Below are 14,083 nucleotides of genomic sequence, written 5' to 3'. Positions count from 1 at the left end.
TTGAAAGACCCTAACCCTCCCCGTATGTAAAGGGGAGGGGAACAAGATTTTCCGGTTTCCCCCCTTTACAAGGGGGGATTAAGGGGGGTAACTCGACTTGTGTATACACGCCTTGCTAAGGGGAGGAGTTGGGGGTGGGGTGTTAGGGACTTTTGCAAGAGGTCTATGTCACTTGTGCCTTTTATTTTAATAATTCTAATTTCCACTGCGAAGCTTTCTCTAAATCAGCAATTTTTAAATCTGCACCTTCATAAACTAATCCTTTGAAGCGCGTGTAATTGTACGCTACACCATCGTCAAGATCAAGATTAATTCGCGCATCGGCTTGGGTTTGCAGCTTGGCTTGGTAATCTCGCAGTTCTAGCTGTTGCGCTTGTAGTTCTTTCAAACGGTTTGTGGCAGCTTTTTTAGCGGCGCTAGAACTGGTATTATCTAACTGTTGTTGCGCCCTGGCAATTTCCCCATCTAGTTTGACTTGCAATTCCAAAACATAATCGGTGCGGATACGAGCAAGAGCATCTTCGCTGTAACGGTGTAAATATAGTAATGCGCCAAAAGCTCGTTTTTTTCCACTGGTAAACAGCCAGTAGATGGGGCGTTTTTTATAAGTTTGAATGTGGTCAGAAATGAATTCTTGCAGAAAGTAGCGGCGGATGCGTTCTTGGGCGCTTTCGCCGTTTTTGAGGGTGAGGGCGTTGGCGATGAAGTTGAGGTTTTCGGTAAGGGTTTCGGGACTGTAGGCGACTCGCAGAAATTCTATGAAGCGGGTAACGATATCGTTATCAAAGTATGCTTGGTCTGTGATGGGAATAATTGCATCACTGCTGGCGCTTAAGGTTTGGTGTAGGGTGGGGTCAAAAGGTTGTCCGGCGTGGATGAGTCCGGGTTTGTCGAGGGAGTAGCGCCCCATGATACAGCCGACGGCGTAGGAGATGAGGGAACGGATATCTTTGTTTAAGTCGGCGCGGCGGATGGTGATTTGGTCGTCGGGTACTTCTGGGGTGAGTTCGTCTTGTAAGCCATAAGCTTCTATCCAGTAGCGGTTATTTTCTTCTTCGAGTTGTTGGAGTTCGCGGAAGGCGGTTTCTGATTTGCTTTGCCAAATGGTGAAGGCTTCGCTAAGGTGTTCGGTGTTGTGGCGTAATAGGGGGTGGATTTGGAAATCCCAGGATGTTTCAAAGTTGTTCCAGTCTTCCTGGGAAAGCTTTATCGCTTTTTCTACAGTTTCAATATTATTAGTGTCAAGTTTATCAATAGTCTTAAGTATTGGAAAATTTGATATTTGTCCAACTTCAAAATTTAAGGTTGGAGAAAGTCCGCCTATAGTACTATTCATAATAGGTGAATTCATTAATCCTAAAACCGTTTTAACTCTGGTTTCATCGTCGAAAAATATTGATGTTCCTGCAACATCAAAAATAAATCCACTAGGGTAGAATCTTAATGAAAAATAACTGCTTGTTATCTTAGACCAACTAATAGAGTTTTTGAAATAATATTTAGGATTTCTAATAACAGCTTTAGGCTTATAATCTGCTAACTTAGACCCATCATTTTCCCAATTAACAATAAACTCTTGATTTCCATACCATTTTCTGTATTCACCCCCTTTATTATAAGGAAACCACTTAAATTTTGAGATATTTGCTTCTTCTCTATTTTCTAGTGCAAATCCAATTTTTTGTATTTTGACTTCAAACCATAAACGTAAGAATTGATCATTATTACCAGTTTGAAGTCCAACTGCTGGGTTAGAAATATTTCCAAGTGGTATAGCAGTTTCAAAAATATTTAACACTTTTTGACTCACCCAATAAGCGATCGCACTCCCCGGAATCTTTGCAAAATCAGCCGTCTTTGCATAGTATAGATATCCACAACTAGGATTTTTGATTGCTTCTAAAACCTTAATTGGTTGCAAATCAGCACCATAAAATTTATTAAGGTCAATAAAAGTTCCTTGATATTCAGGTAAAGCTTTATTCAATAGACTAAAAGCGCATATTGGTACAAATGCTGAATCAAAAAAAGCATGATATTCCGGTCTAATTAGGCTGGTTATTGTATTTTCACTTAATATACGTCTACGCAATTTCTCATAAGAACTTAAAAACATCCAAGTAAATGGTGTCATTAAGCCAATGAATCCGTTTTGTAAACTCATATTTAAAAAACGTTCAATAAATATAGAGAAAGCGTCTGATTTAGAATGAGGATAATTTTTATTGGCAAAATTTCTTAATACATCATTTAAACTTTTACTTCCCATGTAAGGCGGATTCGCAACCACAACCCAATACTTATTCTTCAACAACTCTGCCTGTAACAATAACGCTTGTAAAGCCGGAACACACTCCCGAAATAGTGAATCACTCGCCTCTAAATTATTTAATTGCCATTTCAACTTCTCACTATCAAACACTGGTGGCGTAATTAAACTTCCCAAATTCTCTGCATCCTTAAAAGCCTCAATTAACGGTTCCCAATCTTCAGCATTTAATTCTGTAGCTAGTGGTAAAGTCTGACTATGGGTAGGACGCACCGCCGTAATATTCAAAGCCAGAGATTTCCGCAAAATCCGCGAATTCTTGGCCCGTGCCTTCATCAATACCGCAAAACTTGCTAACTGCGCTGCACGTTCATCAATATCTAAACCATACAAATTGTGCGTCAAAATTAGCGCCGGAATATCTCGCTCTAAATAACCTTTCTCTCTGTAAATTTCAAACAGCAAATCAAACGCATACACCAAAATATGACCACTACCACAAGCAGGATCTATCACGGTCAACTCTTGAGGCGTTAAAGCTTGCGGTTTTTCACCCTCACCATTATCGTTAGGATTTTCCAAGTAGTAAGGCATATACTCACGCAAGCGTGATTCTGGGTGAGACTCTAACCACAACCGCCCTAAACTGTTCTCCACCATATACCGAACAATCCAGTGAGGGGTAAACAATTGCGTCGCTGCTGGAATATCTGCGGCTGCAACCTTCGACTTTGCCCCAATCACCTCATCCTTGCGTTCCGAAATGTAGAACTGATACAGCCAACCCACTACTTCAATATTCTGCCAGTCCTCCTCTGGAATCTCCTTTACCAGCCGCCGTACAATTGAATCCTGATTTAACAAATTTCCAGGCAAAAACAGCGCTTGGTAGTTCTGGCGAGGGTCAAACAGTGCCGGAATTCCCTCCGCCAAAGCTTTACACTGAGCTAACAGCAGACGGCGGTAAAGAAACTCATCGGGATTAGGATTGCGATTGGCAAAACTGCGCCACTCATTGAGAGTATCCAAGTCAAGTCCAGGTAAATCCCCCATTTCGGCAATAGAACTAGCATCCCGTAACAAATCAGGGTCTACCAAATTGGAGTCGCTACTACTCAACACCCGCCCGATATATCCATTCACCTCCATAAACCGCAACGCCGCCAAACGGTTAAACCAGGTGTAGGCAATTTCATCTATCAGCGCATCTACCGCCTGGGGTTGGCTGGAAGTTAGCGTTAAGTCTTGTAGACGATTTCGCAGTTGATGATACTGGTTTGCTTCCGTGGTATTTAGCGTTTGACCCGCTACCAGCAGTCCACCTGCAACTGTCTGAGGTTCTGTAATACTTTTGTGAGTTATGCCAAATTGGGCAGCACGGGCTTTAACTTGTTCTCGTAGGTAACGACGCGCCCAAATAGCAAAGTTTTTGATAGCAGTGCGGTTCATAAGCTGATGAGGGAATAGGGTGATGCAATAAAGGTAGGAAAATGATTGATATAACTAAGTAATATTACTCAAGGCGAACGCGATGATTTTGTTGAATCTCATCCAATAGCGTTTTCCGCAACGCCTCTAGATAAACATCTACATCTTGGAGTGTTTCCAGTAGGGGTTTAGGTGCAACTCTCGCTACCTGCACTGATACGATGGGTTTGACATAAGTAGCTTTACCGTTACTGCCATTGTTTGACTGACGCTGAATGATTTCATTGGCTTGCTGATCTACTTTTTGCAACAATTGTGGGAGGATGCTTTCTAGTTCACTTTGACGTGCGATCGCAGAATCGATACTTGTTACTTGGTTAACGGAGGTGACAACTTTATCGATGTCTTGGGTGATATTGCTAAGGTCAAACTGTGCAGAAATGTCTTGGTGAGCGGAAGTCACATACTCAGCTAATTTCTCCCGCATTGCCTTGCTTTTACTCTCCACCTGATATATTTGAGTTTTTAGCGCTTCCTGCACCTTATCTTTGACAGGTAGGAGTAACATTGCTAATTCTGGAATTTTGGCAGTGGGGTCAGACATCGCCAAAATTTGCTTAACTAAATCTACCCGCCTGAGCAAATCTGGATCAGTAATATGGCGTAGTTCTGGTTCTAAAGTTTTCAGGTCATTACGAGCTTGCTGGAACAGCTTAATTTGTGTGCTGAAGAAGGATTGTAGCTTTTGCACATCTTCGATAAATTCTTCTATATCATCCCGTCGCTGACGAAATGTGTCGAAAAACTTCGCCGCACTGTCCTTGGTTAACAATTCAGCCAGCAAATCTAAGTTAGTACGCAGTAATTCAGCAAAGGGAAGCCCACCTTCTGCTTGGATTAACCAACCTTCTAGTTCTTGAGAGCGTTTTGTTAGGGCATTTTTGTATTGTTCAAATAGCAACTGTGGATCGCTAGACATATTGCCATTGAGTAAGTCGCTGGCCATATCTTTAGCAATCTTCAAGTTTGCTGGGTTAATTTCATCGGTTAGACGGACGGTATATTTATCTATTTCTTTGCGCGATCGCAACTGTATTACTAAACCTTTATCATGCAGATTAACGTTGCCTTGAGCGTGTCGCAATTCTATTACACCCTTGTTAGCAAGTTCCGCCATCACCCCCAAAGTGTCAAATTCCGACCACCCATAGGGACGACCTGCAAACTTGTCTACCAATGCCTTAATGCTGACAAGGCGGCGAAGGCGGGTTTCTTCCATTAACCAAGCTCGCATTTCACTATGAGCAGCCACATTAACAGCCTGTCCGTTAATATCTTGTTCTTGACTCTCACGAGTTAGGGCATTGCTTACCTGATCTTCGTTTTCAAAACCACTAGCTACGTAACCGAGCTTTTGATACACATTGCCTACTAAATAGCTCAAACCTTCATTCAGCAAGCTTTTAGTGTCTCGACTGCGAATTTCTAACTTGCTACCACAGGCAAATACGTCAGCACGAGTAATCAAATTCTCTAGGATGGTTTTCACATCCTCACACCGCTTACTATTTTGGTCGCTTTGATCTCTTAAAATTCTCTGGATGCTAGGGCTGAGGTTGCTACCACTTTTCAATTTTATATACTTTTCTGTCTTAACAAGGGTTTCGAGGTCATCTACCAAACGTTGCTCATAAGGCAATCGCACTAAGACCTCATAACCTCCCCCTGTAGTACCAATGCAGAAAGTATCCTCCTGCATAGCAGTGTAAGTTTCAGCACAAGGAGTAACAATGTGCAGAGTTATATCACTTTGTTGACTATGGAGTTGTTCATCCAGCTTGCGGTTAAATTTATACTGGTGTCGCTGACTGTAACGAAATAGTTTATCAGTGAAAATTGATTCCCAAATAAGCTTTCGTAGTTCTTCTTTGACTTTTCCTGAATCAACTGGAGTATTTTTGATTTCTCTGCCAATATCCTGCTCTTCATGGGTCAAGAAAATATATTCATCGCCATTACGCTGGATAAGAGTTTGACGTTCCAACCGCCCCAAAGATGCTTCTACCTGCTGCCGCAATACCAATTTGTCCTGGTCAATATTATTTAGACTAAGAGTAGTTAAATTATCCAAATTAGCCCGAATTTCTTTCAGGTATTTGACCATGAATAGGGTCTTCAATAGGTCAATGTCAAAAGAATGTAGTTGCGGATTCCGACCCGCCTGAATAATAACTTGGTTGATCGAACTATCCAAAAAGCCTTCTACTGCCATGTAAAAGGTGTGGAACGGAACCAGCACACCAAGAGGTTCTCCGGCTACCGCTTGGGAAGCAACCTGAAAAGCATCCAATAGCGATCGCTCTCCTGATGCCAAGTGCTTGCCAGCAGAACCCATGAGGCGAATTTGAGTGAAAACCTTTTGTAACAGATTAAATTGATAGGGAATAAAAGGATAGGCAGTAAAGAAATCTTGAGGATTGCCATATCCCGGCATATCGGCGCTATCCTGAGTAAAAGCAATTTGGTTTCTCAGAATAGCAATCTTCTGGTTATACAAAGCTTCCAACCCTGCCCGCGCCGCATCAGTTTTGCCCAGCAAGCGTAACTTAATTACCTCATCGGTATTAGCAGAAGACAAATTCAGTGGGCGATAAAAACGACCAATAATCTTAGAAAAGTCCTCGCCTTTAATCTTGTTTTTGGTAATCTCATCCATTGCCTCTTGGGATGTCACCACCACCCAAGCTTTTCCCAAACAGTAAGTACCCAAATCTTCCACAACAGTCTGTAGGTTCAGCATCAGTTTGCTGTCTTCACCGATATACTGTCCTACCTCATCCACCATAAAAATTAGGCGATGTTGCGTCCCTTTACTATCCAGATACTGCTTTACCATGCCAGCAAATTTTTCTGGACTCAGAGTATAATTTTGTTCGCTGAAATCCAGTAAGCGGTTGGCCGCTTCTGCACTCATGCCCGTGCTAGTTTGTAAAGCACTAGCGATCGCATCTTGATGAAAACCCCAAGCATCTCGGTTTTCCTTCCATTCCAAGCCACTCTCTGCCAAGAAAGCTTGTTGAAAAGCTGCATATTTACCTTGGCGATCTAGTTGACGTTCAAACTCAGCAATGGGAAGAACCGTTCCAAAATACCCCAAATGCTCGTCAAATACCTTTTGAAAGACTTTGGTAATGCTTTCTTTATGATTTTTATTATTGGCATCAGCTTTGGAGTCAATATTGAATAAAATCACATCGCAAGAACTATGTGCCGCCTGTGCTATCAAGGCTTGCAACATCGGATCGGGTATGCGTTTTTCATCAAAGTAATCCAAGGCGCGGCTAGTTTCCAGTTGATGATTAGCCAATAGGTATGACAGAATTTTCAAAAAGTGAGATTTCCCTGAGCCAAAAAATCCAGAAATCCATACACCCATCTTATCCGTAGGATTACTTAAGGCATTGGTGTAGCGTTAAAAAAATGTCCGAAAGTGCCTATCCAGTTCGTTGGTAACGACATACTCTTCCAATTCTTGACGAATATTCTCGTCATCCTTCTGCCCAACTTTAATAACGCCATTGATATTACGGTGAATGTCCTTTTGGAAGAGTTCGGCGATATTCATAAGTGGTGTTGTTGGTGGGGAATCAGAGGGAAGGCGCGATAGTAGTTGTCATCCTTAAAGGTGTCGAATAGGCGTAGTTCGTGCCCATCGTAAGAACCAGGGAAAAACATCACTAGGGGGATTTTGTCAAGTACTGGGTGCAGGTTGTTGAGAATACTGTGCGATCGCAAAAGGGGCCAGCTAGCACCAACTCCAGTCATGATTACAAGCTGTTCATCACCCCTAAGTTTTTTTTGGATGTAGGCAATAACTTGGTCAGGTCGGACAAGGGGCGCAACGGTCTTAGCCAGGGCAGCATTTCCTTTAGTTGCTTCTAACTCAAGAGCTTTTTTGAGTACCCCTCGTTCTGACAAGATGTCGAGAATAGTCTTGTAAAGGTCGATTTCCAGCAAAATAAGCTGGATCGGTGAACTCGTCAATTGCAGCTTCAGGCGATCGACGTAGCGTTGTACCAGTGGTTCATATTCAGCGTCATAATCAAAAATATAAAAGCCAATTTCGTTACCAATGCCACGGTTACTCAGCAGGCGTGCATCTTGCAGCTTTGGTAGCAGTGCATCAAGGCGCTGATTAATGGTCAATGTGGGCATAACTACCGTATTAACCCACAGCTAACTTGGCTGTATTCAAGTAATTTATATACACAGTAAAATATATCCTCAATATTTTTTATCAAGGATAATCGGTAAATTTTTACAAGTTGTATGTAAATTTACGGTTTTTGTTAGGCAATTAATAAATTGTATTTTTCTAGATGTCAACAGGCTTGATCTGCTGTAGTTGAGTTTTGAGAGAGGTCTAGGCTTTTTCAGATTCTGGGTAAAGCATAATGTTACTGAATCCCAAGTATCCTTATGCGGTGTAATAGTACTTAATATTACTCGCTAAAACGTTTGAGGTTTTGGTGTAAGACTTCGTGAATGCGATCGCACCAAAAAGGAATTACAGTCTGCCCTTGACAAAGAGCTTCTAGCGCTGCCTCTTTATCAAATTCTGCTAATGTTAAATACTTTTCCTGAGAGGCGTTAGATATCAGCATCAGTCGCCTCATCTTTTTTTTAGACACAAATTCCTCAAACAGCCAAGGCTCCTTATCTTGCAACATAGCCAAAGCTTCCCGGCAAACTTCAAAGCTTAAGCCAACAGACAATAAATAATGCATCACAGTTAGCGTCAACAGGTCAGCTACGGAGTAGTAAACATTACGTCCTTTACCTGTGGTATTCACAGTTGGTATAACAACACTTTTATCTCGCCAATACTGTAATTGACGACGGGAACAATTAGTAATTTCAGCAGCTTCTGTGCTTGTGTAGAATTTTTCTTCCATAGAAATCATCCTACAGAAGCAATTTTTTAAATTTAAATTTTTTAAGAATACATAGTGTATTTATATGATATTTTATTTTTATGAGTCAGATTACTATCCAGTGCCGTCTTATTGCCAGTGAATCAGTCCGCCAAAAACTGTGGAAATTGATGGCAACTTTAAACACACCCTTAATTAATGAACTAGTCGAACAACTTGGTAAACACCCAGACTTCGAGAATTGGCGACAACAAGGTAAGCTCCCAACAACTGTTGTTAGTCAACTGTGCCAACCTCTCAAGACTGACCCTCGCTTTGTAGGTCAACCTAGCCGTTTATATATGTCGGCGATTCATATTGTGGACTACATCTACAAGTCTTGGCTGGCAATACAAAAACGTCTACAGCAACAGCTAGACGGCAAAATGCGCTGGCTAGAAATGCTCAACAGTGATGTTGAACTTGTGGAAACTAGCGGTTCTAGTATGGAGGCTATTCGTACCAAAGCCTCTGAAATTTTGGCAAAAGCTATGCCAACATCTGACTCAGATAGCTCTCAACCCAAAAGAAAAAAGGGCAAGAAGGCTAAAAAATCCTCGTCATCTAGTTCTGACCGTAGTTTATCCAATAACTTATTTGAAGCTTACCAAGAGACAGAAGACATCCTTAGCCGCAGCGCCATCAGCTACTTATTGAAAAATGGCTGCAAACTTAGCGATAAAGAAGAAGATTCAGAAAAATTTGCTAAACGTCGTCGTCAAGTTGAAATCCAAATTCAAAGGCTTACCGAAAAGTTAATAAGTCGGATGCCTAGAGGTCGAGATTTAACCAATGGTAAATGGTTAGAGACACTCTTCACTGCGACAACCACCTTTCCTGAAGATAACGCCGAAGCCAAGCGCTGGCAGGATATTCTATTAACTCGACCAAGTTCTCTTCCATTCCCCCTTGTTTTTGAAACGAACGAGGATATGGTTTGGTCAAAAAATCAAAAAGGTAGGCTATGTGTTCACTTCAATGGATTGAGCGATCTTAGCTTTGAGGTATACTGCGACAATCGCCAACTTCACTGGTTTCAACGTTTCCTAGAAGATCAACAAACTAAACGCCAAAGTAAAAGCCAGTATTCTAGTGGCTTATTCACTCTCAGAAATGGTCATCTAGTTTGGCAAGAAGGAGAGGGTAAGGGCGAACCTTGGAACCTTAACCGATTGAACCTCTACTGCTGTGTTGACAATCGCCTATGGACTGCTGACGGAACAGAACAGGTTCGCCAAGAGAAAGCAGAAGAAATTAGCAAACTCATCACGAAGATGAAAGAAAAAAGTGACCTAAAGGATACACAGAAAGCTTTTATTCAACGTAAAGAATCAACGCTTAATCGAATGAATAATAGCTTTGAGCGTCCTAGTCAACCCCTTTACCAAGGTCAATCACACATTTTGGTTGGAGTAAGCCTGGGACTAGAAAAACCTGCCACCGTGGCTGTAGTAGATGCGTAGGCGAAGCCCGTCGCAGACATCGCTAACAAAGTCTTGGCTTACCGGAGTATTCGCCAGCTACTTGGTGACAATTACGAACTCCTGAATCGCCAGAGACGACAACAGCGATCGCTATCCCACGAACGCCACAAAGCACAAAAACATTCTTCTGACAATCAATTTGGGACATCTGAATTAGGGCAGTATGTAGATAGGTTGTTGGCTAAAGAAATTGTAGCGATCGCACAAACCTATAAAGCTGGCAGCATAGTTTTGCCTAAGCTAGGGGATACGCGAGAGATTCTCCAAAGTGAAATTCAAGCCATAGCCGAACAAAAATTTCCTGGCTACGTTGAAGGTCAGCAAAAATACGCCAAACAATACCGGGTTAACGTTCACAAGTGGAGCTATGGCAGATTAATACAGAGTATTCAAAGTAAAGCTACCCAGGCAGGAATTGTGATTGAAGAGGGAAAACAACCTGTTAGAGGTAGCCCTCATGAACAAGCAAAAGAATTAGCACTTTCTGCTTACCATCTCCGCCTAGCTAGGCGAAGTTGACAAATATCTGAACCTTGACAATAAAATAATAAATAGCGCCGCAGTTAATGCTGCTTGCAGCCTCTGAACTGTGTTAAATGAGGGTTAGTTTGACTGTAGCAATACTGTCTTGCTTTCTGACCCTAGTAGCTGCTCACCCTGATGCTGCTGTCTTCGAACAGGATAGGTGCGCTCCCAGCAATAAGGGCGCGGATGTACTGCTGTAGTGGCTACTGAATCACCCCCGATCAAGGGGGAACCCTCCCCAATTCTTCATTTGAAGGACTAAAATCAAGGCAAAATTTCTAAGAGTTCCGCGCAAGTTCCAAATACCCTGCCCCATCTGAATTTATCGTTTTTCCATCCAGATATGATTCTTGTGACTGAGGCTCAAATAGGAAATTGGGAGACATACGCGCTGAGGAAATCTAGAAACGTTGCCCTACAATATTTTTAAACTGAGTGGGTGACAACAACCCTCCAGGTACTGGGTGGGTTGAAAGTCAGTATACTGCACTCCTTAACACGTATGTACTAAAGTGACAACAACCCTCCAGGTACTGGGTGGGTTGAAAGGGTGCGGGAGTGGGTGGTGCTTATTTATATAACAAGTGACAACAACCCTCCAGGTACTGGGTGGGTTGAAAGGATCGCCAAATATAGCGTGTTGTTTCCACCCAAACTCGTGACAACAACCCTCCAGGTACTGGGTGGGTTGAAAGGGAAAGAGAGACAATTGCCCCTCTAGTTGACAAGTGACAACAACCCTCCAGGTACTGGGTGGGTTGAAAGTTCTGTAGTTTGCTTAAAAGCGATCGCTGACCATGTGACAACAACCCTCCAGGTACTGGGTGGGTTGAAAGTGATTGTTCCGATCGCGATGTGCTGCTAAGAAAAGGTGACAACAACCCTCCAGGTACTGGGTGGGTTGAAAGAATCTAACTGGCCGCCCATCCATTAATTTCGCTAGTGACAACAACCCTCCAGGTACTGGGTGGGTTGAAAGTTGCTGGAGAAATCCAGGCACTTAATCAGAAAACTTGTGACAACAACCCTCCAGGTACTGGGTGGGTTGAAAGGATGCAATATAACCACAGGATGGACACTTAAACCTGTGACAACAACCCTCCAGGTACTGGGTGGGTTGAAAGCCAAATCTGAAACTATTACGCACGCAAAAATGTTGTAATAACCCGCCAGGTACTAGGTGGGTTATCATAATTTTTATTAGGGAGGGTTGAAAGAGAGCGCTACGTTGACATTATCGCTATAGTCTCTGTAAATAAATGACATTAATCTGTCACTGGTACTTAAACGACATCAATTTGTCCCGACGACAGTTAATTAGTCCAAACGACATTAATCTGTCACCGACGACAAATAATTAGTCACTGTACAACAAAATGGACGTAACTGGATTCGAACCAGTGACCTCTACGATGTCAACGTAGCGCTCTAACCAACTGAGCTATACGTCCTTAACCACACAATTATCAATATTAGCATATACTTCTTTGACAAGGCAAGAAAAAAAACTAAATTAGGCGAACTCCATGCATTACCCGCTACGAATGAAAGAAAAAAGTCAAATTCTCTTCCCTTTTGCTGCAAGGAAGACGGGCTAATTTCCTGAAAAAGTATTTAAACTTCTCGAATCCAAAATGCTAATCCTCCTCCACGACCACGAGCCGCAATGAAATCTTCCGTCACTAAAAAGAAGGCAAAGAAGGGTAATTTAGCTATGGGCTGGTTGTAAAAATCTTCTGTTTCAATTTGACTAGCACGGATTGGTCTGTTGTAAACAACACGATCAAACAGACTGATAAGCATCTGGTTAAAGTCAAACGCTAATAAATTTTTCTTACCTAAATATTGCACTGGCCCCGTGAGCTTTAATAAAGCTGGGCCAAATTCAACTTGATTACTAATTTCGCCTCGATCTGAATCCTGTTGCAAAGTGGCATTAAAGGAAACATGGATTGCAATAAACTTGGGTACATACAAACCCTTGCCTAATAAAATTCCCCCATGCTTTCTGGCTTTTTTAGTACCAGTAACAAAGCAAAGTTGCCATTTACCGAGAAGAGACTCAAACGGATAAGTCGAACGTTGCTGCTTGGCAGCTTTTTCTGCTTGTAGCAACGCAGTTACTAATATTTCAGCACTAGGGCGTGTACCTCTCTCTCCTCGATAGGCAGCCGCAGCCTGGGATAGCATAGTCACAAAGTCAAATGTCGTTATAGATGTTAAGTTAGCCGTCATGAAGGCACTTTGGGTTTAACTATTTCTTTGCTTTCCTGATAGATTGTACCGTTCATCTGTTTTGTTTCCTTCTATCTGTAGGTATTTTATAAACAGAACTTACGCACTAGCTTGTAAAAGATTAGGGACAAATAGAGCAATCATGAAACACCTTGAAGGTAAAGTGGCGTTGGTCACAGGTGCTACGCGGGGAATTGGTAGGGGAATTGCGATTGGACTTGGTGAAGCAGGTGCAACTGTATACATTACGGGTCGTAGTCTCAACAACTCTTCCAGTGATGCGGTTTTAGGAAGTCTTGGTGACACTCAATCAGCTATTGAAGAAGTCGGTGGTGTATGCATTCCCGCTCAAGTAGACCACAGTGACGATAAACAGGTACGTTTGCTTTTCGATCGCATTCAAGATGAGCAGGATGGACAACTCGACCTACTGGTAAATAATGCTTACTCAGGAGTTCAGGCATTAAGAGACGCTTATGGGCAGCCCTTTTGGGATTGTGAACCAAGTCTTTGGGATGCTAGCAACAATGTTGGTCTTCGTAGCCATTATGTTGCAAGTGTTTTTGCAGCCCGAATGATGACTAAGCGTAATTCTGGACTAATTTGCACCATTTCCTCGTGGGGTAGTATGTCTTATATTTTTAATACAGCTTATGGTGTTGGTAAAGCCGCTTGCGATCGCCTAGCTGCTGATATGGCTATTGAGTTAAAGCCTTATAATGTTGCTTCTGTTTCAATTTGGCCAGGTATTGTTGGTACTGAGCTTTTTGCCCGTTTTGCTTCGGAAATGAATCAAACTAATGAGACTGACCCAAAAAACTCATTAATTAGCGATCGCTATAACTGGGAAACTCCCCTATTAACTGGACGGGTGATTGCTGCACTTGCTTGTGAAACAAATATCATGCACCGTACAGGACGTGTGCAGATTGTTGCCGAACTAGCTAAGAAATATGGAATTGTCGATGAAAATGGCGATCTGCCTGCATCGCTACGTTCTCTGCGTTTTGTGCTGCCAGCTGCATTACCTATACTAAGACAATACTCATGGCTTATACCTGATATTAAAGTGCCGTGGTCACTGTTATTATTGAATGCCCTCGGTTCGCCTAAAATTTAATTGGTATTAGGCATGGGGCATGGGGCATTGGGCATGGGGCATGGGGCAT

6 protein-coding genes, 1 tRNA gene, 2 pseudogenes and 1 CRISPR repeat array are annotated in these 14,083 nt (G+C 42.3%); of the genes and pseudogenes, 2 read left to right on the top strand and 7 right to left on the bottom strand.

Annotated elements, in window-relative coordinates:
- Positions 1 to 181: 181 nt before the first annotated feature.
- The 5 genes and pseudogenes from pglX to A4S05_RS23710 form a co-directional block, all read right to left on the bottom strand.
- Positions 182 to 3,718: a BREX-1 system adenine-specific DNA-methyltransferase PglX gene (pglX, locus tag A4S05_RS23725; protein ID WP_069072250.1), complete on the bottom strand. Its 3,537-nt coding sequence runs from the start codon at positions 3,716 to 3,718 to the stop codon at positions 182 to 184.
- Between the two features lie 64 nt (positions 3,719 to 3,782).
- Positions 3,783 to 7,157, bottom strand: a pseudogene (gene brxC / locus A4S05_RS23720) (BREX system P-loop protein BrxC); the annotation flags it as partial.
- Positions 7,158 to 7,169: 12 nt separating this feature from the next.
- Positions 7,170 to 7,322 carry a hypothetical protein gene (locus A4S05_RS43525; protein ID WP_256091115.1) on the bottom strand — a complete coding sequence of 51 codons (153 nt, stop codon included), beginning with the start codon at positions 7,320 to 7,322 and terminating at the stop codon, positions 7,170 to 7,172.
- Positions 7,319 to 7,912: a DUF1788 domain-containing protein gene (locus tag A4S05_RS23715; protein ID WP_069072249.1), complete on the bottom strand. Its 594-nt coding sequence runs from the start codon at positions 7,910 to 7,912 to the stop codon at positions 7,319 to 7,321. The genes A4S05_RS43525 and A4S05_RS23715 overlap by 4 nt, the downstream gene beginning before the upstream one ends.
- A 287-nt stretch (positions 7,913 to 8,199) precedes the next feature.
- Complete coding sequence (locus tag A4S05_RS23710; protein WP_069072248.1) at positions 8,200 to 8,652, bottom strand: MerR family transcriptional regulator; 453 nt, start codon at positions 8,650 to 8,652, stop codon at positions 8,200 to 8,202.
- An 80-nt stretch (positions 8,653 to 8,732) separates the two neighbouring features.
- On the opposite strand from A4S05_RS23710, the pseudogene cas12k reads away from it, so the two are divergent.
- Positions 8,733 to 10,673: pseudogene (gene cas12k / locus A4S05_RS23705) on the top strand (type V CRISPR-associated protein Cas12k).
- Positions 10,674 to 11,118: 445 nt separating this feature from the next.
- Positions 11,119 to 11,871: a CRISPR direct-repeat array (repeat unit 37 nt; unit sequence GTGACAACAACCCTCCAGGTACTGGGTGGGTTGAAAG).
- 185 nt (positions 11,872 to 12,056) lie between these two features.
- Here cas12k and A4S05_RS23700 read toward each other — a convergent pair.
- Together A4S05_RS23700 and A4S05_RS23695 are read right to left on the bottom strand one after the other, a co-directional pair.
- A tRNA-Val gene (locus A4S05_RS23700) sits at positions 12,057 to 12,130 on the bottom strand.
- Between the two features lie 163 nt (positions 12,131 to 12,293).
- Positions 12,294 to 12,914, bottom strand: a complete 621-nt coding sequence (locus A4S05_RS23695) for a hypothetical protein (protein ID WP_069072247.1) — start codon at positions 12,912 to 12,914, stop codon at positions 12,294 to 12,296.
- A gap of 142 nt (positions 12,915 to 13,056) precedes the next feature.
- Between A4S05_RS23695 and A4S05_RS23690 the strand changes: the two genes are divergently transcribed.
- A complete protein-coding gene (locus A4S05_RS23690) occupies positions 13,057 to 14,034 on the top strand; it encodes an SDR family NAD(P)-dependent oxidoreductase (RefSeq protein ID WP_069072246.1) in 978 nt (325 codons plus the stop codon).
- Positions 14,035 to 14,083: the final 49 nt, after the last annotated feature.

Source organism: Nostoc sp. KVJ20, from assembly GCF_001712795.1.
Lineage (GTDB): Bacteria > Cyanobacteriota > Cyanobacteriia > Cyanobacteriales > Nostocaceae > Nostoc.
This window is presented reverse-complemented; position numbering and strand designations above follow the sequence as displayed.

Excerpts from the sequence above, each read along its gene's own strand:
- pglX (WP_069072250.1), bottom strand. The coding sequence starts at position 3,718 with ATGAACCGCACTGCTATCAAAAACTTTGCTATTTGGGCGCGTCGTTAC.
- A4S05_RS43525 (WP_256091115.1), bottom strand. The coding sequence starts at position 7,322 with ATGAATATCGCCGAACTCTTCCAAAAGGACATTCACCGTAATATCAAT.
- A4S05_RS23715 (WP_069072249.1), bottom strand. The coding sequence starts at position 7,912 with ATGCCCACATTGACCATTAATCAGCGCCTTGATGCACTGCTACCAAAG.
- A4S05_RS23710 (WP_069072248.1), bottom strand. The coding sequence starts at position 8,652 with ATGGAAGAAAAATTCTACACAAGCACAGAAGCTGCTGAAATTACTAAT.
- A4S05_RS23695 (WP_069072247.1), bottom strand. The coding sequence starts at position 12,914 with ATGACGGCTAACTTAACATCTATAACGACATTTGACTTTGTGACTATG.
- A4S05_RS23690 (WP_069072246.1), top strand. The coding sequence starts at position 13,057 with ATGAAACACCTTGAAGGTAAAGTGGCGTTGGTCACAGGTGCTACGCGG.